Raw genomic sequence first — 25,604 nt, forward strand, 5'->3', positions numbered from 1 at the left:
ACATAACTATTAGTTTATGACAAAATTATATCAAAAACTGATCAATAAATGCCCTTCTGAATCGGAAATTAAAAAGGGCTTGAAGAAAGTATCTGAGTCTGCTAAAGCTACTCCTGATAAACATCTGCTGATGAGTCTTTTGAACATGATAGATCTTACAAGCCTAAATACTACAGACAACAGGAGTCAGATTATCCACTTCACCGGAAAAGTAAACAGTTTTTCCGGCCGTTTTTCAAATATCCCGAATGTTGCAGCCATTTGTGTTTACCCGAACTTTGTATCAGTTGTAAAAGAAAAACTGAAAGCTAAAAACGTAAAAATAGTTTCTGTTGCGGGCGGGTTTCCTTCCTCTCAGACATTCCGAAGCATAAAAGTTACTGAATGCAAACTTGCAATTGAGGCCGGAGCTGATGAAATAGACATAGTTATTCCCGTTGGTGCTTTTGTCGGAAATGACTTTGCGCAGGTTGCCGATGAGATAAGGGAAATAAAGGCTGCAATCGGAGATAAAATATTAAAAGTTATCGTTGAATCAGGCCTTCTGGTTGATTATGATCTCATCTTCAGAGCATCAATGATTTCTATGGATGCAGGTGCTGACTTCATCAAGACCTCCACCGGCAAAACAACAGTTTCTGCAACTCCTGAAGCTGCATTTGTAATGTGTCATGCAATTTCCGATTTCTATGCCGAGACAGGGATCAGGGTAGGATTCAAGGCTGCGGGAGGAATTGTAACACCAGCTGATGCTATTCAATACTATCAGATTGTTTCACAGTTCCTTGGAGAAGACTGGCTCAACAATTCAATGTTCAGGATCGGGGCCAGCAGGCTTGCAAATAACATTCTTTCAGAAATATCAGGGTGCCCCAGCATCCATTTCTGATTCATTTATCATTACTTTTGTATTTTGAATTCAGAAGATGATGATAATTTCTTATCCGGACATTCAGCCGGATACTATTAACCTGTGCAGGCCTAATCCTGTTGCAAATGTAACTTTCTATGATTCCGCCAATGTAATTACAACAATTACAACGGATAACGTGAAGGGATTTCCTCTTGTCTTCATCGAAAAAAATAAAAAATCAGAAGCTGAGGCCAAAGCCGCTCTTGTCAAACATCTCAGATCCGGGGAAGAACTCCCGCGTAAAACGATTGATGAGGATTGGCTTATTCTGGTAATCCTTCTCGGAGCATTTTTGTACTCCCTTCTGAGAAACACTTCAAAAAATCTTCTTCCTGAATTATCAAGATTTTTTCTTTTCAGGGGAATAAACGATCCGGGGTCAAGAGACATCGGCGGGATATTTCACTGGCAGTCAACAATTTTAAACCTGGTTTCCTTCCTGAGTATCAGTATGTTCGCATATTGCATCGCAGATATCAGGGACATTATCCCTTCCGGGATTACGGGAATATTGGTATGGCTGATCCTGACCGGAGTTATTATTCTGGCAATTACGCTAAGACATATTACATGTTATATCACCGGAAATATCAGCGGGAAAAGAGAAGAATTTCATGAGTATCTTGTTGGTATTTACCAGTCTTACAGATACGGGGGCGTAATCATCTTTATAATTGTAATTCTTCTTTTATATACCAGCATTTTCCCTGCTGAAGTATATATATTTTCAGGTATTTTTATCCTTGGTTTAATGTATTTGGTGCGTATTCTGAGGCTCCTGATAATTTTTATAAAGAGGAATATTTCAATTTTCTATTTGATTTTATACCTTTGTGCGCTGGAAATCCTGCCTGTTGTTATATCGGTGAAATATTTTGCAGGCTTAGTATAGATTGGCGAGTGTTACTTAGTTGGTAGAATTTAAACTGTAAAGAGTTGAAAATAAAGAAGATTTTAGTATCGCAGCCAGAACCTCTTAATCCGAAATCCCCATATTTCGAACTGGCAAGAAAGTATAATTTAAAAGTAGAATTCAAACCCTTTGTTGAAGTTGAAGGAATATCTTCTAAAGATTTCCGGCAGCAAAAAATCAACATTCTTGATTTTACAGCGGTTATTTTTACAAGCAAAACCGGGATAGATCATTTCTTCAGAATATGCAATGAACTTAGGGCAGTTGTTCCTGATACAATGAAATACTTTTGTATTACGGAAAATGTTGCCTTTTATCTTCAGAAATATATAGTTTACAGGAAGAGAAAAATTTTCCACGGGAAAGCAAAATTTCAGGATCTGATTGATGTTATTGTTAAACACCGGGAGGACAATTTCTTTGTTCCTCTTTCTGAGCCGCACAATGCTGAAATTCCCGATTTACTTGACAAAAACAGCATAAAGTATACTATCGGAACTCTTTACAAAACAATAAGTACCGACTTTTCAAAAGAGAAGGAATTTGATTATGACATCCTCGTTTTTTACAGCCCTTCCGGAATTAAATCGCTGAAAGAAAATTTTCCCGGATTTGTACAGGGGGAAATTAAAATTGCAGCTTTCGGGCCAACAACAGCATCAGCTGTTGAGAGCGAGGGTCTGAGGCTCGATATAAATGCTCCCAATCCCAAAGCACCGTCTATGACAATGGCGCTTGATGACTTTCTTAAAGAACACAACAAAAATTTAAGATAATTATTCCATACCTGCTTACCCTTAAGCTCCTTAAAAGTCATCCGGTAAGAATATCAGGATAAGTAGTTCTGTTATGAATATCACCAGGGAGACGTTCGGTAAATCAGAAAGACTTTGCAGTTTTAAAGTCATCAACACTCTTTTTGAAACCGGAAACATTTTTTATAATTCTCTTTTTAAGGTTGTCTGGAATAACGCTTCTGGAGATTTGCCTGCCCCGGCCCAGGTAGCCATGAGTGTTTCAAAAAGAGGCTTTAAACTTGCTGTCACCAGAAATCTTATCAAACGCAGGATGAGGGAAGCGTACCGGAAAAACAAACATGTACTATACGAACACCTGAGCGCAAACAAAAAAAAACTGGTTTTTGTTATTATTTTGAGAGGCAGTAAAGTTCCTGAATATCCGGTTGTTGAAAAAGCAATCGATGATGTGATAACTAAACTCATTGAATTAAGTCAAAAGACCGAAGACCGAAGACCGAAGACCGAAGTATGAGATATCTGCATTCTTCAAACTCCGGACTCCGGACTACGGTCTTCAGACTTTCCCAAATGTTAAAGTTCTTTTAATTGTTTGTTTCTCAATCCAGTTAACCATTTTTCTTTATAATTTCGTCCCGAAAACAAAGACATTTTAGTCATGAAAAAGATACATTCCGGCAAATTAATCATAGCTGTGTCGCTCATTCTTATCACCGGATTAAGCACCGGCTTTCTTATTAGTCAGGAGACAAGAGATTTTCGCATTGCGAAAAACCTTGATATTTTTTTCACTCTTTTCAGGGAAATAAATACTTTCTATGTTGATGAAATAGACCCTGACAAAACAGTCAAAGCAGGTATTGACAATATGCTTAAAACTCTTGATCCCTATACCGTTTATTACCCCGAATCTGATGTTGATGAGTTCACATTTATGACAACCGGAAAATACGGAGGAATTGGTTCGCTTGTAAGAGGGGGAGGCGACTATGTTGTAATAAGTGAAATCTATAAAGGTTTCCCGGCTGATCTGGCAGGGATTAAAGCAGGTGATATATTGAAAAAAGTAGATGGCGTTTCTCTGAAAGGATTTTCAACAGACAGGGTAAGCGATAAGCTTAAAGGAAATCCAGGTACTCCAATTACACTCACAATAGAAAGGGAAGGAAAGGAGTTTGATTATTCCCTGAAAAGAGAAAAAATCATTATTCCGCCTGTCCCCTATTTTGGAATGCTTGATTCAAAAACAGGGTATATCCGTTTTACAAACTTTACCCAGGACTGTATTGAAGATGTAAAATCTGCATTTAATTCCCTAAAAACCAACAATCCCCAGCAGATTATACTGGACCTCAGAGGAAATCCGGGAGGGCTGCTTACTGAAGCTGTCGAAATTGTTAACCTATTTGTCGGACCAGGAAATGAAGTTGTGTCAACAAAAGGGAAGGTCAAAAATTTTGATGAAGTATTCAAGACAACGAAAGCTGCCCTTGATGAAAAAATACCTCTTGCTGTAATCATAAACAGAAGTTCTGCTTCAGCATCAGAAATTGTTGCAGGTGCTATACAGGATCTTGACAGAGGAATCATTGTCGGACAAAGATCCTACGGAAAGGGCCTGGTACAGATTACCCGTCCGCTAAGCTATAACACCCAGCTTAAGGTAACCACTGCAAAATATTATATTCCGAGCGGCAGATGCATTCAGGCCCGTGACTTCTCTCATCCCAATGAAGACGGAAGTGTTGGAATAATACCTGATTCACTGATATCTGAGTTCAAAACAAGAAACGGAAGGGTAGTAAAAGACGGGGGAGGGATTTCTCCTGATGTAGAGGTTCTGCCGGAACAGCTAAGCCAGGTATCATCAGAGCTATACATGAGAAATTATATTTTTGATTTTGCAACTCAGTATTACTGGTCACATCCCGAAATAAAATCTCCGGATCAATTCTCTTTTTCAGATAAAGACTACACTGATTTTAAAGCAATGCTTCAAAAACGCAACTTCAGCTATAAAACAGCTACCGAGGATTCCTTTAATGAACTGGTTTCAACCGCAAAGAAAGAGAAGTACTATGATTTACACAAAGATCTGTTCAATGAACTTGAAAAGGATCTGGCCCATAGTATTGACGAGGATCTTGTTACCTTCAGAAGTGAGATAACTGATCTTATAGAAGATGAGATTATAAGCAGATATTTCTATGAGGACGGGGCTATTGCCTGGACAATTAAGAAAGATGAACAGGTATTAAAAGCACTTGACATACTGAACAATAAAGAGAAATATACTTCAATTCTTAAAGGCACATCAGGATCGATTCTTATTACCAGAAAGAATGAAGCGGATATGGCAAAAACTAATATTCAGGGAACAAGAAAAAATCAGGAACCTGTTTAATTTCAATGGTTTTGTCTCCAGATATGAGAATCATCTTCAAAGATTTCTTTTTTCCAGACCGGGAGTCTCTCTTTTATCATTTCCACTGTTTTTGCACATGCTTTAATAGCCTGTTGCCTGTGGCCTGCAGATACCAGAACAAACAAAGACAGTTCTCCGGCATTAACAGTTCCTGTTGAATGGATAATATCAACTGATTGTGCATCTGAAAACTCTGATAATATTTCTTTCACAATCTTATCTGCCTCAGCTTTTACCATAGTATCATACGCCGAGTACTGAATAGCCTTTACTGACTTGCCTTCAATGATGTCTGCCCTGACCTGACCCATAAAAACAGAATGCCCTCCGGCACCTTGTTTATTCCCAATGCTTTCAAGAGAAACGGATATTTCTTTTATTGTAACCGGGCCCTCTACAAGATAATTTTTAACCATAGATATTCAGAATATATTTTGTGATTCTCATCCTCCTGCAAACGGAGGCATAAAAGCCACCTCATCACCATCGTTAAGTGCCGGCTCGTTATCAATCAGCTCATTGTTAACTGAAATAAGAAAATCATAATGAACTATCTCAGGAAATTCGTCATTAATCAGCCTCCTCAAATCAGAAAGTGACTTTACCTCACTATAGTGTCTGCAATTAGTTCCTGTGACTTCTGCTAATACACCGAAAAACAATACTTTAACTACCATTTTAATGTTTTTTGCTCCCCTGCCCCCCTAAAGGGGGGTTGGGGGGCTATTATTTACGCCTTTCAATGTGCCTCAAACCAGTTATTCCCTGTTCCCCAGTCTACTTTAAGCGGAACATCAAGGGAAGCAGCATTAGACATTTCAAAAATCACCATATCCCTGAGTTTATCAAGTTCTTCTTTCTCTACCTCAAAAATAAGTTCATCATGTACCTGAAGTAACATTCTTGAATTGAATTTTTCCGATTTCAGCCGTTCATCGATCTTCACCATGGCAATTTTTATTATATCAGCTGCAGAACCCTGGATAGGTGCATTAATTGCATTTCGTTCAGCATTTCCTCTCACCACCTGATTTCTCGAATGGATATCCGGCAAATAACGCTTTCTTCCAAACATTGTTGTAACATAACCCAGATCCCTCGCTTTCTTAATACTCTCATCCATGTATAATTTTACTCCCGGATAAGAACTGAAATATCCATCGATAAGGTCTTTTGCTTCCTTCCTTCCTATCGTAAGTCTTTCGGAAAGACCGTAAGAGGAAATTCCGTAAATTATGCCAAAGTTTGCGGTTTTCGCACGGCTGCGCATCTCCCTTGTTACATCTTTGATTTCAACTCCGAATATTTTTGATGCTGTAGCTGCATGTATATCATTTCCTGACAGAAAATCAGCAATCATTCCTTCGTCCTTGCTCAGATGTGCCATTAACCTCAGTTCGATCTGAGAATAGTCGGCTGAAAGAAAAATATGTCCCGGCTCCGGAACAAATGCTTTCCTTATCTCTCTGCCCCTTGCATCTCTTACCGGGATATTCTGCAGGTTCGGATTATTTGAACTTAGCCTGCCTGTTGAGGCAACGGCTTGATTATATGAAGTATGAATCCGTCCTGTATTTTTATCCACAAGCAGAGGCAGTGCCTCAACATATGTCGACAACAGTTTCCTGAGCCCCCTGTATTCCAGTACTTTATCAACAATAGGATGTTTGTGTACAAGTCGCTGCAGGATTTCTTCATTTGTAATAAACTGCCTTGTCTTTGTGACCTTTGCATTATCATCGAGCTTAAGCCTTACAAAAAGTATATCGCCCAATTGCTTTGGTGAAGAAATATTAAATTCTGTCCCGGCAAGGGAATAGATCTCCTTTTCAAGTGAAATAATATCATCACGAAGGTTAACAGTAATTGATTTAAGATCCTCAAGATCTAACCTGACTCCATGCCTTTCCATAGTTGCCAGAACCCTGATAAGAGGCATCTCAATATTGCCGGAAAGGTCTCCCAGTCCCTCTTTAATTATTCTAGGTTCAAAGACATTTTTTAGCTGATAGGTAACATCAGCATCTTCCACGGCGTACTCCTTTAGTTTATCGAGTGGTACCGACCGCATATTTTTCTGATTATTGCCTTTATCTCCGATAAGCGACTCTATATGAACCGGGCTGTACGAAAGATATGTTTCAGACAACAGGTTCATATTATGCCTCATGTCGGGCTCAAGCAGGTAATGGGCTATCATTGTATCAAAAAGCGGACCCGTTACCTCTATTCCATAGTTAGCAAGAACCTGAATATCAAATTTCATGTTCTGCCCTATTTTTCGAATATCCGGATTTTCAAAAACTGGTCTGAGTATTTCCAGAATTGTTTTTGTCTCCACTTGTGATTCAGGGAAATGAACAAGATAACCAGTACTTTTCTCCCATGAGAATGAAAGTGCCACCAATTCAGCATCAAGGGCATTTATGCTTGTGGTCTCAGAATCAAAGCAGAACTCTTTCAGGCCTGAAACCTGCCTGACAAAATTCTTAAGTTCAGATTCATTCGCGATAACAGTATAGTTGTGGGATATGTCTTCAATGGATGTTTTTGCCACAGCGACAGAAGTTGGCTCTTCATCGAAAAGAGATCCCTGGGTTGAATCTTTAGGTGAAGAAGAGACTGTCTGAGTAACCCGCGGTTTCTCGGATTTATCGATCTCTGCAAGAATTCTGGTGGCAACTGTTTTGAATTCAAGCTCTTCAAAAAGCTCCTTCAGTTTATCTGCATCGGGAACCTCTTTAATAAGTGCCTTTTCATCGAATTCAACCGGGACAAACTGTTCAATAGTAACAAGTTTTTTTGAGAATTCTATCTGTTCTATGTTATTCTCAATTATCTCTTTTAGTTTACCTTTAAGTTTAGAAGTATTCTTAAACAGTTCTTCAACGCTTCCATATTCTGAAATCAGTTTCATTGCTGTTTTGGGTCCCACTCCGGGAGCGCCGGGGATATTATCGGCAGTATCACCCATTAGAGCAAGGACATCAATTACCTGTTCCGGACGCTCTACACAGAATTCGCGCTTAATATCGTCAACCCCCCAGAGAATGGATTCATTCCCGCTTCTTGAGGGTTTCATCATAAATACATTCCCTGAAACAAGCTGCGCATAATCCTTATCAGGGGTCATCATAAATGTTGTAAACCCTCTGTCAGAAGCCAGTCTGGCAAGAGTTCCTATTACATCGTCGGCTTCATATCCCGGAAAGTCAATTACAGGTATTTTATAAGCCTCAATAAGTCTTTTTATATACGGCACAGCTTTCTTGATGTCCTCCGGGGTCTCATCGCGATGTGCCTTATAATCCTTAAACATTACATGTCTGAATGTTGGCGTCGGAGTATCGAAAACGACAGCTATGTGAGTCGGCTTCTGTTTTTGAAGAACTTCCTCAAGAGTTAGCAAGAATCCAAAAATTGCAGAAGTATTGAGTCCTTTTGAAGTTACTCTCGGGTTTTTAATAAACGCATAGTAAGCTCTGAAAATCAATGCATATGCATCTAAAAGGAATAGCTTTTTTGATTGGTTATCTGTCATATTTATTGAGTAGTTTCAAATTACTTTTTATTTTGCCCCCCTGCCCCCCTAAAGGGGGGTTTATTACTGCAATTATCTGAATTTCACATATCTGTGTGGATTTAGCCCCCCTTTAGGGGGGATGGGGGGCGTTCATTATCACTGGCAAACCATTCAGCAAATGAAGTGGCTGTTTCATAAAGTTTAAGACTATGGAGTGCAATCCCTTCCGGTAAATGGCTGGAAATTTTTTCTGCAAAATCAGCAACCAGGTTTTCACAGGTAGGCTGATAATCGACCAGAACGGTATTGCCGAATAATTTTGTAAACATGTCTCTTTTCTCCTTTTCATACCGGCTGCTAACAACCACTGCGTGATCGAAAACACTGACAATCTCCTTTTTCACTATACTTTTGAGATCGGAAAAATCCATTACCATCCCATTCTTCGGGTTTTCAGGATTATCAATCGGAGTCCCGGCGATTGTCACAAAAAGTCGATATGAATGGCCATGAACGTTTCTGCAGGGCCCGTCATAATTCCAGAGGACATGAGCCATTTCAAATGGAAACTCTTTGGTTACCCGTATTATTGAAGCCATAATTGTTTTGTAATTTAATTGGTTACAAAATTAACCATTCAGAACGATAAAGGTTTAAAGTTTACACCTGCTTTTATCTGTTTAACGTTATTTATATCATTATTAATCGATGCAAAACAATAAAGTCGTACCTTTGCATTTCATAATTTGCTTAATAATAGGGCATATGGAAGAAACTAGTATCAGGATGACTTTTCCTGCAATGTTCAATGAAACATTGAGAAAGTTCGGGAAGCAGAATGCCTATGCATTTGTTGGAGAAGAGCCCAAAAGCTACGAAAGAGTTAATACAGAAGTTCTGGCTTTAATTGCATTTCTTGAGAAGAATGGGATTCGTCCGGGGGATAAGGTGGCGCTACTTAGCGCCAATATGCCAAACTGGGCCGTTGCATTTTTTTCTGTTACTTTCATGGGAGCAGTAATCGTTCCTATTCTGCCCGATTTTTCAGCAACCGAGGTGGGAAATGTTCTGGAACACTCGGGAGCAAAAGCTATTTTCATTTCAACTTCTCTTCTGACCAGAATTGAAGGATTTAAGTCGGATGAACTTAGAACAGGTATACTTGTTGAGGATTTTTCGCTTCTCTTCTCTGAAAAGGGATCCGGTGTTTTTGATCTTGCTGCTGTTCCAACAGGAAAATATGATGTTAAAGAAGAAGATCTTGCGTCAATTATCTACACATCAGGTACAACGGGCCGTTCAAAGGGTGTGATGCTTACACACAAGAACATTACATTCAATGCCCTTAAAGGCAAAGTTATACAGCCAATGGATGAAAATGACAAGTTTTTATCTGTTCTCCCGTTATCGCATACGTATGAGAATACTCTTGGCTTAATACTGCCAATGCTGTGTGGCTGCTGTGTTTATTATCTCAGAAAACCTCCGACACCTGCTGTTCTTATACCTGCTATGGAAGAAGTTAAACCTACCGTTATGCTTACTGTCCCGCTTATAATGGAAAAGATTTACTTCAATAAGATAATGCCAACTTTCAGGGACAAGCTTATTCTCCGACTACTCTATAAAGTTCCCCTTTTCAGGAAGAAACTGAATGAAGCTGCCGGTAAAAAACTTTATAAAACGTTTGGCGGACATTTGAAGTTTTACGGAATAGGAGGCGCTAAGCTTAACAGGGCTGTAGAAAAGTTTCTTATCGAAGCAAAATTCCCTTATGCTATTGGTTATGGACTTACTGAAACCGCTCCTTTGCTCGCAGGCGCGAATCCGAGTAAATCAGTTTTTGAGTCAACAGGACCGAAAATAGAAGGAATTGACCTGATAATAAATAATCCTGACAAAAAAACCGGGGAAGGTGAGATCTGGGTAAAAGGTCCGAACGTAATGAAGGGCTATTATAAGGAGCCGGAAATGACAAGAGAGGTTCTCACCCCTGATGGCTGGTTTAAAACAGGCGACCTTGGAACGCTTGACAAAAACGAGAACCTTTACATCAAAGGCAGACTTAAGAATATGATATTAAGCTCAAGCGGAGAGAATATATATCCTGAAGAAATAGAGTCAATTATAAACAATTTCAAGTTTGTTGTTGAGTCTCTGGTTGTCCAGCAAAAAGGAAAGCTGGTGGCAATGGTTCATATAAACATGGAGGAGTTAGAGAAAAAGTACCAGCACATGAAAGATGACATGACTGAAAAGTTTGAGGAAAAGAAAGAGGAATTACTTGCAGAACTTAAAGAATACGTCAATTCGCAGGTAAATAAATTCAGCCAGATCCAGAAAATAATTCTCCAGCCTATGCCATTTCAGAAAACGGCTACATTGAAGATTAAGAGGTTTTTATATACTTAAAGACACCCCTCTGCCCTCCGGGCATCTCCCCTGGAAGGGGAGAAAATTCCTGCAATTAATCGAATTTCTATAACATCCGGAAATCCCTCCCCCTCTCAGGGGGAGAGGCCGAAGGCCGAGGGGGTTAAATGGTGATGCAGATACTATTTTCCTGCCTCAGCAAATCTCTTATTCACTTCATTCCAGTTTACAACATTCCAGAATGCATCAATGTATTCCGGTCTGCGGTTCTGATACTTGAGATAATATGCATGTTCCCATACATCAAGAGCCAGAAGGGGGGTTCCTTTAACAGTTGCATTATCCATCAAAGGATTGTCCTGATATGGAGTGCTGCCAACAGCAAGATTTTTATCGGCATTTACATATAACCAGGCCCAACCGCTGCCAAAACGTGTTTTTGCTGCTGTATTGAATACTTCTTTGAATTTATCAAAAGATCCAAATGCTTTGTTTATTGCAGCTGTAAGTTCAGCCGATGGAGCTGTTGATCCGGTTCCCATACTGTTCCAGAAAAAGACATGATTATAAAATCCGCCGCCATTATTCCTGACAGCATCAGATTGTTTCGACATGGATGCAAAAATATCTGACAACGTCATCGATTCGAGAGGAGTGCCCTTTATTGCATTGACAAAATTTGTAAAATATGCGCGGTGATGCTTGTCATAATGTATTTCCATTGTCCTGGCGTCAATATAAGGCTCCAGAGCATTATAAGCATATGGTAATGCCGGAAACTCTGTAACAGGAGATTCTTCAATCCCCGAAGACTTCAAACTGCCCGGATTGGAAGCAGTTATATTCAGGCTAATAAAAGCCACTGCTAAAAACAACCCGGCTGACTTCAACAAATTTCTGATTTTCATAATAATAATTGTTTTATGCATTTAACATCCGAAATCTCAGATTGTTCATATAAAGTTAATAATCTTGCCATAACTGTATGTTTTTTGGCACGTTTAAGATAAATGGCGAAAAATTTCATACTTTTATAAAAGTTATTAACCTGTAACCGCCTAACATTAAATTTATTGAATATGAAGAAGTACAACCTAACAGCAGGATTTATTCTTTTTGTCTTAGTTCTGGCTTTTACATCATGTAAAGAGGGTGGCAAAAAAACAGAAAAAGACACAAAACTGATGGAGGCAGAGGCTATAGAAGTGTCGATTGGTGGAATGACTTGTCTGGGTTGCGAACAGACGATTCAGAAAAACGTTTCTAAACTCGAAGGAATAAAGTCGGTAAAAGCATCATTTACTGTAGGAAATGCATTAATAGAATATTATCCTGGAATGGTTGATTCCATTAAAATAAAAGAAGCAATTACCGGCTCCGGGTATACTGTAAAAAAATTCATTCCTTCTCCACAGGAGGAAATAACAAAAGAGTAAACGAAAAATAATATTTGTCTCCGTTATTTCAACAGGAATTTTATGAGTAAAAAAGATAAGGAAAAAAGTTCTGAAGATCCTAAAATAGACGAGATACTTGAATCATCACGTCGCGATTTTCTGAAGAAAGTAGGAATAGTAGGTGCTGCATCTGTTGCAGGAGCTGCTGCTATTTATTCAGGATATCGTTATGAACATGCCAAATCAGACGGTGAGTCTGTTAAGGTATTAACAGAAGATAATCGCCTTGTTCTGATTCCAAAAGATCAGATGAAGGATTATAAACCTGATCCGAAACGCCTGCTCTTAAGAGGAAGAGACGGAATAAAAGGGAAAAAGTGGGTCATGATAATTGACCTTTCAAAGTGCAGAAATGCAAGGAAATGTGTTAATGCATGTCAGGGTGCACACCATCTGAGGCCATACGAATATCACATAAATACACTTCAGATGCAGGAATCTGTAAACACTCCTGCATACCATATGCCAAAACCATGTCAGCACTGTGATAATCCTCCATGTGTTTCTGTTTGTCCTGTTGATGCAACATTTAAAAGGCAGGATGGCATTGTGCTTATTGATAATGAAAGATGCATTGGTTGCCGTTTTTGTATGGCAGCCTGTCCTTATTCAGCACGTATGTTTCACTGGCAGGAACCTCTTGCTGCAGAAGCTGATAAAGGCAAAGAATATGATATTGAACTGAATGTTCCTCAGAAAAAAGGAACAATTTCAAAGTGTCTTTTCAGTGCTGACCGCCTGCGCGAAGGAGCACTGCCTTATTGTGTATCTGCATGTCCAAACGGAGTATTTTATTTTGGTGATGAGAATGAAAACGCAGTTACAAACGGGACAACCAAGGAAACCGTTAACCTGAAAGAGCTTCTTGAAAAGAATGGCGCCTACAGGCTTATGGCAGAACTTGGAACAAAGCCAAGGGTTTATTATCTTCCTCCAAAAAACAGAATATTTGATTTTGAAAAGGGAGAAGAACAGGAATATAAGGAATTAACATAATGGCCTACAAAATGTCAGGATCTCAAATAAAATCTGAAGGTTACAGCGAAAGACTTGAAACAGTCTCTTCTGATATCTTAAGAAATGTAAGGTTCAACAAAGGATTTATTCTTTGGATGGGATTTCTTATTTTAGCACTTGCTGCTTGTCTTTTCGCATATTATATTCAGCTAAGGAAAGGACTTGGAGTAACCGGGCTCCGCGATGTTACCAGCTGGGGTATGTATATAGCCAACTTTGTCTTTTTCGTCGCAACAAGTCTGGTTGGAATGCTTATCAGTTCTGTTCTTGGTCTTTCGGGAGCACAATGGGTCAAACCAATTGCCCGTATAGCTGAAATTATTGCTGTTGCGTTCGCAGCTGTCGCAGGATTAGTTATCATTTCCGACATGGGACGTCCCGACAGGCTTCCGTATGTGTTCCTTTTCGGGAGAGTTCAGTCGCCTATACTCTGGGACGTAACTGTTGTAACGACATACTTTTTCGTCAGCCTTCTTCTTTGGTTTCTTCCTGTTATTCCCGATCTGGCTATTGCAAAAACAAGGCTTAACGGGAGGCCCGGTATTTTAATCAAAGTATATGAACTGCTCTCTTTAAAATGGATACACCACCCGAAGCAATATGAAATTCTCAGGCAGGCAATGCGCGTTCTTCTGATTCTCATTGTTCCGCTTGCCTTTGCAATACATACCGTCACTTCGTGGCTCTTTGCAGTTACTCCCCGTCCGGGCTGGGACAGCTCAATATTCGGCCCATACTTTATTTCAGGAGCATTTGTTTCAGGAACGGCTGCAGTAATTATTGCAATGTATTTTTTCAGGGTAAGTTATAAGCTTCAGAAATATCTTACTGAGGATCATTTTGAAAAAATAGGCCGGGTACTCGTACTGGTCTCAATAGTATATCTCTATTTCAACCTGAATGAGTTTATGGTACCCGGATATAAGCTGAAATCACTTGATGCAATTCATCTCAAAGAACTATTTGCCGGTGAATACGCACCTCTGTTCTGGGGAGTACAACTTTTAGGACTTGTTATCCCTGTGATTCTTCTTTTGTTCAGAAGATTCCGAAAACCGTTCCCGATGCTTATTATTTCTATTGCTGTTCTGGCTGCTGCCTGGCTTAAAAGATATATTATCGTTGTCCCCCCTCAGGGTCATCCGTTTCTTCCTGTTCAGCATGTTCCTGTTGAGTGGGTTATCTATAAGCCAACACTAATTGAAACAGCAGTAACTTTTGCTTCGATAATTCTTGTTCTGATAATAGTTACGGTTTTATCAAAATTGTTTCCGATACTTCCTATCTGGGAGCTTGCTGAAGATGAATCCGGATCTGACATAGACAAAACAGATAATAATTAAACTTATGAGGCGATATTTTTTCGGTTTATTATTAATACAGCTTCTTATTCCAACGCTTTCCGCACAGGAATGGATTGTTCCGGCAGATAAGAAAGGTAAACTCAGTACCTTTCCATTCAATGATGAAACAAGGAAAGCCGGAGAGAAACTGTACTCCATAAACTGCATGTCCTGTCATGGCACCCCGGGAAAAGCAAATTATCTCCCGCTGGTTCCCCCTCCAGGAGATCCGGCAACGGAGAAGATTCAAAAAAACAACGACGGGGAAATTTTCTATAAAGTATCAGTCGGGCGTGGTCAGATGCCGTCTTTCAGAAGCGTCCTGACATCAAATGAAATCTGGAATGTAGTTTCTTTTCTTAGAAGTTTCAATACTGCCTATAAACAACAGGTAATGCCGGTCATAACATCATCAGCCTACCCTGGTGCGGTAATTGGATTACTTGTCTCATTCAACCCTGCCGATAGCACAATTATTCTTAAAGCTTCTGCAACTTCTGAAAAATCAAGTGTACCGGTTGCTGATGCGGAAGTTAAGCTGCTTGTAAAAAGGACATTCGGGATGCTCCCGGTAGACGAACCACAAACAACAGACAAAGAAGGGCTTGCAACCTTCAGGGTTCCTGCGGACCTTAAGGGAGATACTGCAGGAATGGTACTTGTAAGCGCCCGATTCACAGATGAAGATGTATTTGGCAGTGCCGGTAAAGATACCCTGCTGAATGCCGGACAAAAAGTTACACCTGTGAGCCTGGTAGCGCAGAGGGCTATGTGGAACAATGTAAGGAAAGCTCCCGTCTGGATAATTCTCGCCTATGGCCTTGGAGTACTCATAGCATGGGGCTTCATTTTACTGGTCTTAATGAAACTCAGGGATATTTATCTGGTTGGCGAAATCGTCTCTTCAGATAAGAAAGAATAGATTAACTGAACACCGGACAACATAGACAAATAAAAAATGAAAAACATCACAACCCTTGGAAGAATCCTATTTGCAGTACCCTTTGCGATTTTCGGAATTAACCATTTCCTTATGATGGACTACTATGTGGGAATGCTCACATCATTCATCCCTCTGGGTGCATATACAATTATTCTTACCGGGATAATGCTTATTGCAACAAGCATCAGCATAATCTCCAAAAAGTTCGTGAAAATATCAACAATTACACTAGCAATCCTTCTGTTTATCTTTATAATCACTATTCATATTCCCCACCTGATAACTGATTCAGACAAGACAGCTACCTTAATCGCGCTTCTAAAAGATATCAGTCTTATGGGCGGATCGCTGATGATTGCCGGTATATATGCAGAAGATGAAAAACCTGTGACAAAATAAAAAATATGAAAAAAGTATTTTCTCTGATTATTACAATCCTCCTTTTAGGAACCCTGAACGCTCAGGAGATGGTAAAAAGCGACCTGCTCGGGAAACCAGTTGAAATCGGAATCGTTGAACATCTTGGAGAAACTATTCCAATGGATCTCTGGTTTTTGAACGAAAACAGTGATACCGTAACGCTGAGGCAGCTGATTGACAAACCAACAATAATGCTCTTTGTGTACTTCGACTGCCCTAACTTATGCAGCCCGCTGATGGATGGCGTTTCTGATATGGTCAGCAAGCTGGATATGACCCTGGGTAAAGATTACCAGATAATTACAATAAGTTTCAACACAAAAGACACACCAGAAAAAGCCAGGGAAAAAAAGGTAAATTTTGTGCAGAAAATAAGCAAGGAGAATCAGCAATACTGGATCTATCTAACAGGCATACAGGAGAATATAAACACAATAACAGACGCTCTTGGTTTCAAATACAAAGCTCAGGGACTTGATTTTGCCCATGCATCTGCGATTATGGTTCTAAGTCCCCAGGGGAAAATTACCAGGTACCTTTATGGTCTTTCGTTTCTCCCTTTCGATGTTAAGATGGCTATAGTTGAGGCACAGAAAGGTCTGGCCAGGCCAACTATCAATAAAGTACTTGAATATTGTTTTGCGTATAATCCCGGAAGTAAAACCTACACTTTACAGATAACAAGAATTATTGGAAGCATTACAATATTTATAGCGCTAATCGTTTTTGTAATTCTTCTTTTTAACAGACGAAAAAAATGATAATCAGACAATTATGAGCAATTCTGAAACCGGAACACACGTTAGTTACCTCGATCATCAGGGTAAATACAAGGGATTACTTTCATGGCTGCTTACCACAGATCACAAAAAGATAGGGTTGCTGTATCTCTACTCTATAACTGTTTTCTTCTTTGTGGCAGCTATCCTCGGGGTTTTGATGAGGATAGAGCTGATTGCTCCCGGACAAACAATTATGGATGCCCAGACTTACAACGGAGTGTTCACAATTCATGGAATCATAATGATTTTTGTAATTGTGATACCAGCACTGCCGGCAATATTCGGGAACTTTTTCCTCCCGATCCTCATTGGGGCTAAAGATGTTGCATTCCCCAAACTAAACCTATTTTCTTTTTACCTGTTTTTCATTGGAGCCATTTTTGGAGTTCTTTCACAGTTTATCGGAGGAGGCGCACCAGATACAGGCTGGACTTTTTATGTGCCTTACAGCGCTGAGTCTTCAACAAATGTGATATATGCCCTGGTTGCTGCGTTTATCCTGGGCTTTTCTTCTATTCTGACAGGATTGAACTTTATTGTTACTATTCACAGGATGCGCGCACCGGGAATGGGATGGTTCAGGATGCCGCTATTCCCCTGGTCTCTTTACGCTACTGCATGGATTCAGGTACTTGCTACACCAATTGTGGGAATAACACTACTTATGGTGATTGCCGAAAGGGTTCTGAAAATCGGGTTTTTTGATCCGGCTCTGGGTGGCGATCCTGTTTTGTTTCAGCATCTTTTCTGGATCTATTCTCATCCGGCTGTATATATTATGATTCTTCCGGGAATGGGTATTGTTACCGAGATATTCCCAACCTTTAGTCAGAAACCTGTTTTCGGATATACAGCTATTCTGATTTCGAGTCTTGCAATTGCATTTGTCGGATACTTTGTCTGGGGACATCATATGTTTACTGCAGGCATCAGCTATGGTTCAAGATGGTTTTTCTCGTTCCTTACGTTCATTGTAGCCGTCCCCAGTGCAATAAAAGTGTTCAACTGGGTATCTACAATGTATGGGGGCTCAATTGACCTTAAACCGCCTCTTTTATACGCCATTTCATTTATCTTCCTTTTTATGATCGGCGGTTTTACCGGGCTCACACTTGGTGCTGTAGCTGCAAACGTCCAGGTTCATGATACAGCTTTCGTAGTAGCTCATTTTCATTACATCATATTCGGAGGTATGGGGTTTGCATTTTTTGCGGGAATCCACTACTGGTATCCCAAGATGTTCGGACGAATGTACAGCAACAGGTGGGCAAACATAGCATGGGCTGTTGTATTCTTTGGCTTCAACCTGCTTTATTTCCCACTGTTTGTAATAGGAATACAGGGAATGCCAAGAAGGTATTTTGATTACCTGCCACAGTTCCAGACTGGTCATGTGCTTTCAACAATCGGAGCATTTGTTCTTTTCACCGGGCTGGTTATGATGGTGTATAACCTTGTATATCATATAAAAAGGGGGGCAATAGCCCCTGCCAATCCGTGGAAAGGAGTTACACTTGAATGGCAGATACCATCACCTCCGTCACATGAGAATTTTGATGAGATACCTGTTATAACCACCGATCCATATGTATTCGGGAAAAGCACAGAAAACAAACCAAGTTAAAATATATGACTGTTCACGAAACTCATAGCACCCGCATTGACAGCGATACCGGAAAACTGGGAATGTGGATATTTCTTTTTACCGAACTCTTCCTGTTCGGAGGTCTTTTCCTTGTTTATGCGGTTTTCAGGGCAAAATACTCTGAAGACTTTCACACAGCAGCTCTCGAACTAAATACATTTATCGGGACGCTCAATACCGTTTTCCTTCTTGTCAGCAGTATGACCGTTGCCATGTCAATAACAGCGGTTCAGAAGAACCAGAAGAAACTGGCAATGTTCCTGTTAATTGTGACACTTATACTCGCCGCCCTCTTCATGATAAATAAATATTTTGAATGGTCGCATAAGTTTGAGTTTCAGCTTTTTCCGGGTTCAGAGGTTCTTAAAAACCTGCCAAGAGGAGAATTACTATTCTTCGGACTGTACTATATGATGACCGGGTTACACGCAGTGCATGTTCTCATCGGCATGATACTGCTCACAATCAATTTCTTCAAAATTAAATCGGGTTACGTAAACCAGGATCATTATCTGCATCTTGAAAACAGCGGGCTATACTGGCATCTTGTCGACCTGATCTGGATATTCCTCTTCCCTCTGTTATATCTTATAACATAATAATGAGCCCGAATTATGAAACACAACGAAACACATATTTCAAGCTATAACTCCAATGCGATTGTATTGATTGCGTTGCTTGTTCTTACATCAATTTCTGTACTCGCCACCGGGTGGCATATAGGTGCATTTACTGTTGCACTGGCTCTTCTAATAGCAAGTGTAAAAGTTAGTATTGTAATCTACAATTTCATGCATGTCAAACATGAAAGTCTCTTTATTAAACTGATGATTCTCGGTGTATTTGTTTTATATGCACTTGTTATTATTATAACTTTTATTGACTACTATTTAAGGTAAGACGAATTATGTTTACAGGAGCATCAAATCTGGCAGAGGGAGTAGACAATACCTTCATATTGATCTTCACGATCGCGTTTATTTTCATAATTGGAATAACTGCTTTCATGATATTTACGGTAATTCACTTTTCAAGAAAGAAAGGGAAGGAACCTATGCAGTTTACAGGAAGTTTAAAGCTGGAGTTAATCTGGACTGTCATACCTCTAGTTCTTGTTATGGTAATGTTTTACTATGGGTGGAAAGGCTTTGCTCCTATGCGGAATGTTCCGGCCGACGCAATGAACATTTCTGCCATTGGAAGAATGTGGGAGTGGGAATTTGATTATGGTAACGGAATGAAATCAAAAGATCTTGTACTTCCGGTTAATAAGGCAGTAAGGATTGCACTTAAATCGGAAGATGTGAATCACAGCCTTTTTATTCCAGCATTCAGGGTTAAGGAAGATGTAATTCCTGGCTATGATAATTACCTCTGGTTTATTCCCACTTTCGTTGGTGAATATGAAATCCTCTGTACTGAATATTGCGGCCTGTTACACTCATCAATGCTGGCCAAAGCGAAGATCCTTGAACAGGCAGATTACGACAATTGGTTTACTGAATTTAAGGCAACAGCCGTTGTAGCAGAGCCCGACGGTTATCTGCTGCTCCGGAACACCGGGTGTATTGCGTGCCACTCCCTAGATGGGGCAAAGCTTGTGGGTCCTTCATTCAAAGGTTTATACGGAAGTGAGAGGATTGTAACCAAAGGAAATGATCAGGTAACCGTAACAGCTAATGAAGAGTATATAAAAACTTCCATTTATGATCCTGACTCTGAAATTGTTACAGGATTTTCAAAAGGCCTTATGAAATCATATAAGGAGATATTAAAGGAAGAGGATATTAAAATCATTACTGATTATCTGAAAACCTTAAATAAGGAAAATTGACATGCAGAAACATCTTGCACCTTTTCTTGATCTTATTAAATACAAGCTTTCACTTGCTGTAGTTCTTTCATCTGTAGCAGGTTATTATCTTTACAGTAATTCATTTGACCATCATCTGTTTTTTCTTGCTTCCGGGGTATTCTTTCTTGCCTCAGGGGCTGCGGTACTGAACCAATATACCGAAAGAGCATATGATTTATTAATGGAGAGGACAAAAAACAGACCTATTCCGTCAAAAAAGATAACAGAAAAAAACGCACTAATGATCAGTTCCGGCCTATTAATTGCCGGCTGTCTTCTGCTTCTGATCAATGGAATAATCCCTTTTGTCCTCGGAGTAATAAATGTTTTACTCTATAATCTGCTGTATACTTATCTTAAAAAGAAGAGTATTCTTTCAATAATCCCGGGAGCCATTGTTGGAGCAGTACCTCCACTAATTGGCTTCTCTTCTGCAGGAGGGAACATCAGTAATATTAACATTATTGTCTATTCTGTTTTTATGTTTCTCTGGCAGCTTCCTCATTTCTGGCTCATTCTGGTAAAATATGGCAAGGAATATGAAAAAGCAGGATTTGCTTCAATATCAACTTATCTTAACGAATTACAGATCAAACAACTTACGTTTTTCTGGGTCATCCTAACAACCTTTCTTCTTTTCTCTTTCGGAATATTTTCAGATGCAATCAGCAGAAGCCTGATAATTTTATTTTTAATTCTTAATACTGCTTTCATTTTAACCTTTTACAGAATGCTGTTCTTCAAAAAAGGTCCTCAGGAAATTAAGGGTGCTTTTATAATGATCAACTCATTCAGTATCATTGTTATGTTTATGATTATAGCTTTATCTGTCCTTAAGAATTAAGAAAAGAAAACGATTATTGCGAAAATTCATTTTTGACTTCCTATCTTTGTAATAACGGGATAATTTATATCTCCGAATATCGTTATAAGACTAATACTAACTTTCAATTATATGAAAAAGCTACTATCTCTTGGTTTAATCCTTATTCTGATAACTGCCCTGTTTGCCGGTTGTAAAAAGGATAAGGGAGATCCTCCCGTTTTACCTCCTGCAGAATCGATGACAATTGATTTCAGCAATTTCCAGCTTCAGAAGAAAGGAGATGTAAAAGGGACCGAAAACAGCGCCTGGGAGTTCTCTGCCACTGTTGCTGCGGTTTGGAGAATTGTCGTCAATACTACACTCATTGTTCCTGTAACTTCATTCCAGCTGGCAGTAAACCAAACACCTGCATATCTCTCTAAAAATAACTGGCAATGGAGTTATAATGTAACTGTGTCCGGTTCAACATATAAAGCAAGGCTAACCGGGGAGATTCGTACCAGCGATGTGGCATGGAAGATGTATGTTTCAAAAGAGGGAACTGGTGCCTTTGCGGAATTCCTGTGGTTTGAAGGAACATCAAAACTTGATGGTACAGGCGGACAATGGATTCTTAATCAGAGTTCTACAGTACCTTCTCCTATTCTTCAGATCGACTGGACAAAAACTGCCTCAACTGTCGGAAAAATTACCTATACATATGTTAAGAACGGAGATGCACTTAAAACAAGCTATATAGAATATGGCCTCACATCCAACACTCTTAATGCTTACTATAAAGTTCACTATTACAACGGAGTTAAATTTTCTGACGTTGATGTCGAATGGAATACAACTTTGAAAAATGGCAGGGTTAAGTCAGTTGATTATTTCCTGGGAGACACAAACTGGCACTGCTGGGATGCAAACAAAGTGAACGTAACTTGTCCTTAAGTATAAAAAATAAAATAAAATCCCGGTCTGAGCCGGGATTTTTGTTTTTACCCCATTTTACATTTTGCTGAGAATGATTTAAAAACATTTTGATTTAAATAATATTATTCTTTACTTTGCACTTCAAAGTACTTTTAATTAATCAAAATGGATAATAAATCAAACTATTCTGACGATCTGAAAGTCATCAAAAAGATGATGGAAGAGTCTTCCCGTTTTCTTTCATTAAGCGGTCTGTCGGGTATCTTTGCCGGCCTCATAGCCCTTGCCGGAGGGGTTGCAGCTCATTTTATCATTCTTAACACAAAGACATCTATTATTGATGGTTTACTTATAGACCTGTCTCTTCAGGAATCAGGAAAAATGCAAACACTGCTTATAGCTGATGCATTAACAGTTCTCATTCTTGCACTTGCCGGATCGTTTTACTTTTCATATAAAAAATCAAAAAAGAAAGAATTGAATGTCTGGACTCCCGTTTCCAGAAGAATGCTCGTTAACCTTTTCTTACCACTAATTGCCGGAGGGTTCTTTATCCTATTGCTTTTATCTGCGAATCAGTGGCTTTTAATAGTTCCTGCAATGCTGATCTTTTATGGACTAGCACTCGTTAATGCCGGTAAATTCACATATGATGAGATCTTTTATTTGGGTATAACCGAAATTATTACCGGATTACTTGCTGGCATCTTTCAGGGCTCTCCGCTGCTTTTCTGGACATTCGGATTCGGATTGCTTCATATTGGGTACGGACTTTTCATGTATAGAAAATACGAAAGATGAAAAGTATTATTTCCGGCATCAGTAAACTTTTTGAAAACAGGGTCAGGCTTGGAATCATGGCAATTCTGATTGTAAATGATTCATACGACTTTAACAGCCTGAAAGAGACACTTGGCGTTACAGACGGCAATCTGGCAAGTCATCTGAGGGCCCTGGAAGAAAATGACCTTCTCCGTGTAAACAAACAATTTATAGGAAAGAAACCAAACACAAGCTACTCCATTACAGAAAAGGGAAGTAGCCTTTTCAGAGCTCATTTAAAGGCGCTTGAAGAAATCATTAAATCACAATAATTTTTTTATATAATTACTTTGCAGTGCAAAGTGAAACAATTTTAAATCCGAAAAATATGAAGATCGAAATCAGCGACAACAAAAAGTGGCAGCAATCCCTGACAATCAAAATGATGCTGCTTGCATTTCTGGGATTATTTCTATTGGCACCACTGGAAATGATAAAAGAAATTATCAGGGAGAGGCAGAAAACCTCTGAGGATGTAAAGAAGGAGATAACGACCCAATGGGCCGGGAAACAGATTATTTCAGGTCCGGTACTAAACATTCCTGTGAAAGTTACCCCGCTTAAGAAAGAAACAGAGCCGTATAAAACAATTTTCCACCTTATGCCGGAAAAATTGAAAATTACCGGAAATGTTCAGACTGAAAAAAGGCACAGAAGCATATACCAGGCAGTTGTTTATACAGGAGATATGGATATTTCCGGCTTGTTCAGAATTCCGGAAATAAATACCGGTGAGAATCAGGAAATACTCTGGAATGAAGCCTATTATTCTATCGGCATCAGCGACAATCGCGGGATAACCGGCACTGTTATTCTTAAGGATGGTATTTCAGAAACAGAAGCCATACCGGGATTAAACGATTCCGAATTATTTTTGTCAGGAATCACATTCCCTGCTGATGTTTCAAAAGAAGTTCAATCGGTCCCGTTTTCAGTAAAACTAACAATCTCCGGGTCAGAAAGTCTCGGATTCACTCCTCTTGGAAAAACAACAGAGATTTCTATTGCATCGCCATGGAATTCGCCTGGATTTAACGGAAAATTCCTTCCTGCAGAAAGAACGATAAATGAAACCGGATTTGATGCTAAATGGTTAATAACCAATCTTAACCGCAACTTCCCTCAATCCTGGACCGGCAAATCATTCAATCCTGAAAACGACTCTTTCGGTGTTGATTTTGTCCTTATGGTTGATCATTATCAGAAGTCTCTGCGAAGTGCCAAGTATGGCATTTTGTTTATAGCTTTTACATTCCTTGCTCTCATCTTTGCTGAATTGGCGACAAGTGAAAACCTGCATGTGTTTCACTATGTCCTGGTTGCACTAGCGCTGGTACTATTCTTTTCTCTTCTTAATTCTCTGAGTGAGCATATAGGGTTTAATATGGCATATATTATTTCTGCATTATCTACGATTACCTTAATTTCAGTATTTCTTAATGCCCTGCTGAAGAAACCCAAAACAGTTATACTGATATTCGGGCTTCTCGTTTTTCTTTATGCATTTATATTTATCCTGCTCACGCTTAATGATTATGCTTATCTGGCAGGGAATATCGGATTATTTATATTATTGTCGGTAACAATGATTTTATCAGTGAGGCTCAGGCTTTTCAGAAAAGAATAATAACTATAATCCATATTTTTACTATTTTGCGCCACAATATTTAATGCGCAAAAGATGTCATTAGGGAAAAAGTCGGTTCTGTTTATTATCCTGATACTGATCATCGATCAGATTCTGAAGATATGGGTTAAGACACATATGGAGATCGGTCAGGAGATTCATCTCTTCGGCAACAGAGGAATGCTTCATTTCATTGAAAACAACGGAATGGCATTCGGTATGGAAATGGGAGGGAAACCAGGCAAGCTGATATTGAGTATATTCAGGGTAATTGCGATATTCGGTATTGGCTGGTTTCTTAATTCTCTGATCGTAAAGAAAACAAACCTTGGTCTTGTCCTGGCCGTAAGTGCAATTATGGCAGGGGCAATCGGAAACATAATTGACAGCGCTTTTTACGGGATGATATTCAATGAAAGCTATAATCAGGTAGCCACTCTCTTTCCGGCTGAAGGTGGATATTCTTCATTTCTTCACGGAAGGGTGGTTGATATGTTCTACTTCCCTGTGATTAACACTTACTGGCCCGACTGGTCTCCAATTAATGCAGGCAACTCTTTTATCTTCTTCAGACCTGTATTCAATATCGCAGATTCAGCTATAACCTGTGGTGTAATATCAATAATTCTCTTTCAGAAGAGAATGTTTAAGGATCTTTCCTGATTCTTATTCCTGACAGCAGACACTAACACAATTCAACACTGTTTTCAGGTTTTCATGCTTTAGGAAATACCAGGTATTTTTTCCTTCTCTTTTTGAAGAAAGTACACCTTTGTCCTTAAGTATCCCCAGATGATGAGAAGCTGTTGATTGCTCAATACCAAGCTGCTTGTGAATTTCAGTAACGGTTTTCTTATTCCCGTCTTCAAGACAGCCAACAATTGAAATTCTTACAGGATGTGCAATCGCCCTGAGCATGTTTGCGGCCTTTTCAAGACTTTCCGGATTAAGTTCTTTAAACTCCATTACATAAACATTTGTCGTGCAAATATATATAAATATGTTGATATGATGAAAGTTGACATATAATATAAAGTAAATCAATCA

28 protein-coding genes are annotated in these 25,604 nt (G+C 39.3%); 22 read left to right on the forward strand and 6 right to left on the reverse strand.

Features of this window, described 5'->3' with window-relative positions; translation table 11 throughout:
- Positions 1-16: 16 nt before the first annotated feature.
- The 5 genes from deoC (at position 17) to IPJ16_01640 (ending at position 4,988) form a co-directional block, all read left to right on the forward strand.
- A complete protein-coding gene (gene deoC, locus IPJ16_01620) occupies positions 17-889 on the forward strand; it encodes a deoxyribose-phosphate aldolase (GenBank protein MBK7625894.1) in 873 nt (290 codons plus the stop codon).
- A gap of 37 nt (positions 890-926) precedes the next feature.
- Positions 927-1,805 (forward strand): DUF4271 domain-containing protein, encoded by an 879-nt coding sequence (locus IPJ16_01625; GenBank protein MBK7625895.1) that lies wholly within the window; start codon positions 927-929, stop codon positions 1,803-1,805.
- Between the two features lie 44 nt (positions 1,806-1,849).
- Positions 1,850-2,602, forward strand: a complete 753-nt coding sequence (locus tag IPJ16_01630) for a uroporphyrinogen-III synthase (GenBank protein MBK7625896.1) — start codon at positions 1,850-1,852, stop codon at positions 2,600-2,602.
- Positions 2,603-2,675: 73 nt separating this feature from the next.
- The gene (rnpA, locus tag IPJ16_01635; protein MBK7625897.1) at positions 2,676-3,098 is read left to right on the forward strand and encodes a ribonuclease P protein component; all 423 of its coding nucleotides are present in this window, start codon (positions 2,676-2,678) and stop codon (positions 3,096-3,098) included.
- Between the two features lie 144 nt (positions 3,099-3,242).
- Complete coding sequence (locus IPJ16_01640) at positions 3,243-4,988, forward strand: S41 family peptidase (GenBank protein MBK7625898.1); 1,746 nt, start codon at positions 3,243-3,245, stop codon at positions 4,986-4,988.
- Positions 4,989-4,990: 2 nt separating this feature from the next.
- On the opposite strand, the gene IPJ16_01645 is transcribed toward IPJ16_01640, so the two are convergent.
- The 4 genes from IPJ16_01645 to IPJ16_01660 form a co-directional block, all read right to left on the reverse strand.
- Positions 4,991-5,425 carry a molybdenum cofactor biosynthesis protein MoaE gene (locus IPJ16_01645; GenBank protein ID MBK7625899.1) on the reverse strand — a complete coding sequence of 145 codons (435 nt, stop codon included), beginning with the start codon at positions 5,423-5,425 and terminating at the stop codon, positions 4,991-4,993.
- Between the two features lie 27 nt (positions 5,426-5,452).
- Complete coding sequence (locus IPJ16_01650; protein ID MBK7625900.1) at positions 5,453-5,686, reverse strand: MoaD/ThiS family protein; 234 nt, start codon at positions 5,684-5,686, stop codon at positions 5,453-5,455.
- A gap of 62 nt (positions 5,687-5,748) precedes the next feature.
- Positions 5,749-8,550: a DNA polymerase I gene (gene polA / locus IPJ16_01655; GenBank protein ID MBK7625901.1), complete on the reverse strand. Its 2,802-nt coding sequence runs from the start codon at positions 8,548-8,550 to the stop codon at positions 5,749-5,751.
- Positions 8,551-8,651: 101 nt separating this feature from the next.
- Entirely contained in the window at positions 8,652-9,131 is a 480-nt protein-coding gene (locus IPJ16_01660) for a 6-carboxytetrahydropterin synthase (protein ID MBK7625902.1), read from the reverse strand.
- A gap of 187 nt (positions 9,132-9,318) precedes the next feature.
- Between IPJ16_01660 and IPJ16_01665 the strand changes: the two genes are divergently transcribed.
- Positions 9,319-10,944, forward strand: coding sequence for an AMP-binding protein (locus tag IPJ16_01665; protein ID MBK7625903.1), 1,626 nt, complete (start codon positions 9,319-9,321; stop codon positions 10,942-10,944).
- Between the two features lie 143 nt (positions 10,945-11,087).
- Here the strand turns inward: IPJ16_01665 and IPJ16_01670 are convergent, their stop codons facing one another.
- A complete protein-coding gene (locus IPJ16_01670; GenBank protein MBK7625904.1) occupies positions 11,088-11,813 on the reverse strand; it encodes a superoxide dismutase in 726 nt (241 codons plus the stop codon).
- A gap of 171 nt (positions 11,814-11,984) precedes the next feature.
- Here IPJ16_01670 and IPJ16_01675 point away from each other — a divergent pair, with 171 nt between their 5' ends.
- The 16 genes from IPJ16_01675 to IPJ16_01750 all read left to right on the forward strand — a co-directional run bounded on the left by IPJ16_01675 (position 11,985) and on the right by IPJ16_01750 (position 25,220).
- Positions 11,985-12,341 carry a heavy-metal-associated domain-containing protein gene (locus IPJ16_01675; GenBank protein MBK7625905.1) on the forward strand — a complete coding sequence of 119 codons (357 nt, stop codon included), beginning with the start codon at positions 11,985-11,987 and terminating at the stop codon, positions 12,339-12,341.
- A 42-nt stretch (positions 12,342-12,383) separates the two neighbouring features.
- Complete coding sequence (locus tag IPJ16_01680) at positions 12,384-13,358, forward strand: 4Fe-4S dicluster domain-containing protein (GenBank protein MBK7625906.1); 975 nt, start codon at positions 12,384-12,386, stop codon at positions 13,356-13,358.
- A gap of 11 nt (positions 13,359-13,369) precedes the next feature.
- A complete protein-coding gene (gene nrfD, locus IPJ16_01685) occupies positions 13,370-14,722 on the forward strand; it encodes a polysulfide reductase NrfD (protein ID MBK7625907.1) in 1,353 nt (450 codons plus the stop codon).
- 4 nt (positions 14,723-14,726) lie between these two features.
- Positions 14,727-15,644, forward strand: a complete 918-nt coding sequence (locus IPJ16_01690; protein MBK7625908.1) for a c-type cytochrome — start codon at positions 14,727-14,729, stop codon at positions 15,642-15,644.
- A gap of 36 nt (positions 15,645-15,680) precedes the next feature.
- Positions 15,681-16,064, forward strand: a complete 384-nt coding sequence (locus IPJ16_01695; protein MBK7625909.1) for a DoxX family protein — start codon at positions 15,681-15,683, stop codon at positions 16,062-16,064.
- A 5-nt stretch (positions 16,065-16,069) separates the two neighbouring features.
- The gene (locus IPJ16_01700; protein MBK7625910.1) at positions 16,070-16,846 is read left to right on the forward strand and encodes an SCO family protein; all 777 of its coding nucleotides are present in this window, start codon (positions 16,070-16,072) and stop codon (positions 16,844-16,846) included.
- Positions 16,847-16,859: 13 nt separating this feature from the next.
- On the forward strand, positions 16,860-18,491 hold the full coding sequence (locus IPJ16_01705; protein ID MBK7625911.1) for a cbb3-type cytochrome c oxidase subunit I: 1,632 nt from the start codon (positions 16,860-16,862) through the stop codon (positions 18,489-18,491).
- 5 nt (positions 18,492-18,496) lie between these two features.
- Positions 18,497-19,111 carry a cytochrome c oxidase subunit 3 family protein gene (locus IPJ16_01710; GenBank protein MBK7625912.1) on the forward strand — a complete coding sequence of 205 codons (615 nt, stop codon included), beginning with the start codon at positions 18,497-18,499 and terminating at the stop codon, positions 19,109-19,111.
- Positions 19,112-19,126: 15 nt separating this feature from the next.
- Positions 19,127-19,411, forward strand: a complete 285-nt coding sequence (locus IPJ16_01715; protein MBK7625913.1) for a cytochrome C oxidase subunit IV family protein — start codon at positions 19,127-19,129, stop codon at positions 19,409-19,411.
- Positions 19,412-19,419: 8 nt separating this feature from the next.
- Positions 19,420-20,346: a cytochrome c oxidase subunit II gene (gene coxB, locus IPJ16_01720; protein ID MBK7625914.1), complete on the forward strand. Its 927-nt coding sequence runs from the start codon at positions 19,420-19,422 to the stop codon at positions 20,344-20,346.
- Between the two features lies 1 nt (position 20,347).
- Positions 20,348-21,211 (forward strand): UbiA family prenyltransferase, encoded by an 864-nt coding sequence (locus IPJ16_01725; GenBank protein MBK7625915.1) that lies wholly within the window; start codon positions 20,348-20,350, stop codon positions 21,209-21,211.
- Between the two features lie 111 nt (positions 21,212-21,322).
- On the forward strand, positions 21,323-22,126 hold the full coding sequence (locus IPJ16_01730; protein ID MBK7625916.1) for a hypothetical protein: 804 nt from the start codon (positions 21,323-21,325) through the stop codon (positions 22,124-22,126).
- Positions 22,127-22,273: 147 nt separating this feature from the next.
- Positions 22,274-22,909 (forward strand): hypothetical protein, encoded by a 636-nt coding sequence (locus tag IPJ16_01735; GenBank protein MBK7625917.1) that lies wholly within the window; start codon positions 22,274-22,276, stop codon positions 22,907-22,909.
- Entirely contained in the window at positions 22,906-23,202 is a 297-nt protein-coding gene (locus tag IPJ16_01740) for a transcriptional regulator (GenBank protein MBK7625918.1), read from the forward strand. The genes IPJ16_01735 and IPJ16_01740 overlap by 4 nt, the downstream gene beginning before the upstream one ends.
- Positions 23,203-23,258: 56 nt before the next feature.
- Positions 23,259-24,557 (forward strand): cell envelope integrity protein CreD, encoded by a 1,299-nt coding sequence (gene creD, locus IPJ16_01745; protein ID MBK7625919.1) that lies wholly within the window; start codon positions 23,259-23,261, stop codon positions 24,555-24,557.
- A 54-nt stretch (positions 24,558-24,611) separates the two neighbouring features.
- Positions 24,612-25,220 (forward strand): lipoprotein signal peptidase, encoded by a 609-nt coding sequence (locus IPJ16_01750; GenBank protein MBK7625920.1) that lies wholly within the window; start codon positions 24,612-24,614, stop codon positions 25,218-25,220.
- A 3-nt stretch (positions 25,221-25,223) separates the two neighbouring features.
- Here the strand turns inward: IPJ16_01750 and IPJ16_01755 are convergent, their stop codons facing one another.
- Positions 25,224-25,523, reverse strand: coding sequence for a helix-turn-helix transcriptional regulator (locus IPJ16_01755; protein ID MBK7625921.1), 300 nt, complete (start codon positions 25,521-25,523; stop codon positions 25,224-25,226).
- Positions 25,524-25,604 lie beyond the last annotated feature (81 nt).

The organism is Bacteroidales bacterium (assembly GCA_016709865.1).
In the GTDB taxonomy this organism is placed as follows: Bacteria; Bacteroidota; Bacteroidia; order Bacteroidales; family VadinHA17; genus LD21.

Excerpts from the sequence above, each read along its gene's own strand:
- IPJ16_01710 (MBK7625912.1), top strand. The coding sequence starts at position 18,497 with ATGACTGTTCACGAAACTCATAGCACCCGCATTGACAGCGATACCGGA.
- IPJ16_01705 (MBK7625911.1), top strand. The coding sequence starts at position 16,860 with ATGAGCAATTCTGAAACCGGAACACACGTTAGTTACCTCGATCATCAG.
- IPJ16_01680 (MBK7625906.1), top strand. The coding sequence starts at position 12,384 with ATGAGTAAAAAAGATAAGGAAAAAAGTTCTGAAGATCCTAAAATAGAC.
- IPJ16_01660 (MBK7625902.1), bottom strand. The coding sequence starts at position 9,131 with ATGGCTTCAATAATACGGGTAACCAAAGAGTTTCCATTTGAAATGGCT.
- IPJ16_01755 (MBK7625921.1), bottom strand. The coding sequence starts at position 25,523 with ATGGAGTTTAAAGAACTTAATCCGGAAAGTCTTGAAAAGGCCGCAAAC.
- polA (MBK7625901.1), bottom strand. The coding sequence starts at position 8,550 with ATGACAGATAACCAATCAAAAAAGCTATTCCTTTTAGATGCATATGCA.
- deoC (MBK7625894.1), top strand. The coding sequence starts at position 17 with ATGACAAAATTATATCAAAAACTGATCAATAAATGCCCTTCTGAATCG.
- IPJ16_01675 (MBK7625905.1), top strand. The coding sequence starts at position 11,985 with ATGAAGAAGTACAACCTAACAGCAGGATTTATTCTTTTTGTCTTAGTT.
- IPJ16_01740 (MBK7625918.1), top strand. The coding sequence starts at position 22,906 with ATGAAAAGTATTATTTCCGGCATCAGTAAACTTTTTGAAAACAGGGTC.
- IPJ16_01695 (MBK7625909.1), top strand. The coding sequence starts at position 15,681 with ATGAAAAACATCACAACCCTTGGAAGAATCCTATTTGCAGTACCCTTT.
- IPJ16_01700 (MBK7625910.1), top strand. The coding sequence starts at position 16,070 with ATGAAAAAAGTATTTTCTCTGATTATTACAATCCTCCTTTTAGGAACC.
- rnpA (MBK7625897.1), top strand. The coding sequence starts at position 2,676 with ATGAATATCACCAGGGAGACGTTCGGTAAATCAGAAAGACTTTGCAGT.
- IPJ16_01645 (MBK7625899.1), bottom strand. The coding sequence starts at position 5,425 with ATGGTTAAAAATTATCTTGTAGAGGGCCCGGTTACAATAAAAGAAATA.
- IPJ16_01750 (MBK7625920.1), top strand. The coding sequence starts at position 24,612 with ATGTCATTAGGGAAAAAGTCGGTTCTGTTTATTATCCTGATACTGATC.
- coxB (MBK7625914.1), top strand. The coding sequence starts at position 19,420 with ATGTTTACAGGAGCATCAAATCTGGCAGAGGGAGTAGACAATACCTTC.
- IPJ16_01670 (MBK7625904.1), bottom strand. The coding sequence starts at position 11,813 with ATGAAAATCAGAAATTTGTTGAAGTCAGCCGGGTTGTTTTTAGCAGTG.
- IPJ16_01715 (MBK7625913.1), top strand. The coding sequence starts at position 19,127 with ATGAAACACAACGAAACACATATTTCAAGCTATAACTCCAATGCGATT.
- IPJ16_01735 (MBK7625917.1), top strand. The coding sequence starts at position 22,274 with ATGGATAATAAATCAAACTATTCTGACGATCTGAAAGTCATCAAAAAG.
- IPJ16_01650 (MBK7625900.1), bottom strand. The coding sequence starts at position 5,686 with ATGGTAGTTAAAGTATTGTTTTTCGGTGTATTAGCAGAAGTCACAGGA.
- creD (MBK7625919.1), top strand. The coding sequence starts at position 23,259 with ATGAAGATCGAAATCAGCGACAACAAAAAGTGGCAGCAATCCCTGACA.
- IPJ16_01640 (MBK7625898.1), top strand. The coding sequence starts at position 3,243 with ATGAAAAAGATACATTCCGGCAAATTAATCATAGCTGTGTCGCTCATT.
- IPJ16_01730 (MBK7625916.1), top strand. The coding sequence starts at position 21,323 with ATGAAAAAGCTACTATCTCTTGGTTTAATCCTTATTCTGATAACTGCC.
- IPJ16_01625 (MBK7625895.1), top strand. The coding sequence starts at position 927 with ATGATGATAATTTCTTATCCGGACATTCAGCCGGATACTATTAACCTG.
- IPJ16_01690 (MBK7625908.1), top strand. The coding sequence starts at position 14,727 with ATGAGGCGATATTTTTTCGGTTTATTATTAATACAGCTTCTTATTCCA.
- IPJ16_01665 (MBK7625903.1), top strand. The coding sequence starts at position 9,319 with ATGACTTTTCCTGCAATGTTCAATGAAACATTGAGAAAGTTCGGGAAG.
- nrfD (MBK7625907.1), top strand. The coding sequence starts at position 13,370 with ATGTCAGGATCTCAAATAAAATCTGAAGGTTACAGCGAAAGACTTGAA.
- IPJ16_01725 (MBK7625915.1), top strand. The coding sequence starts at position 20,348 with ATGCAGAAACATCTTGCACCTTTTCTTGATCTTATTAAATACAAGCTT.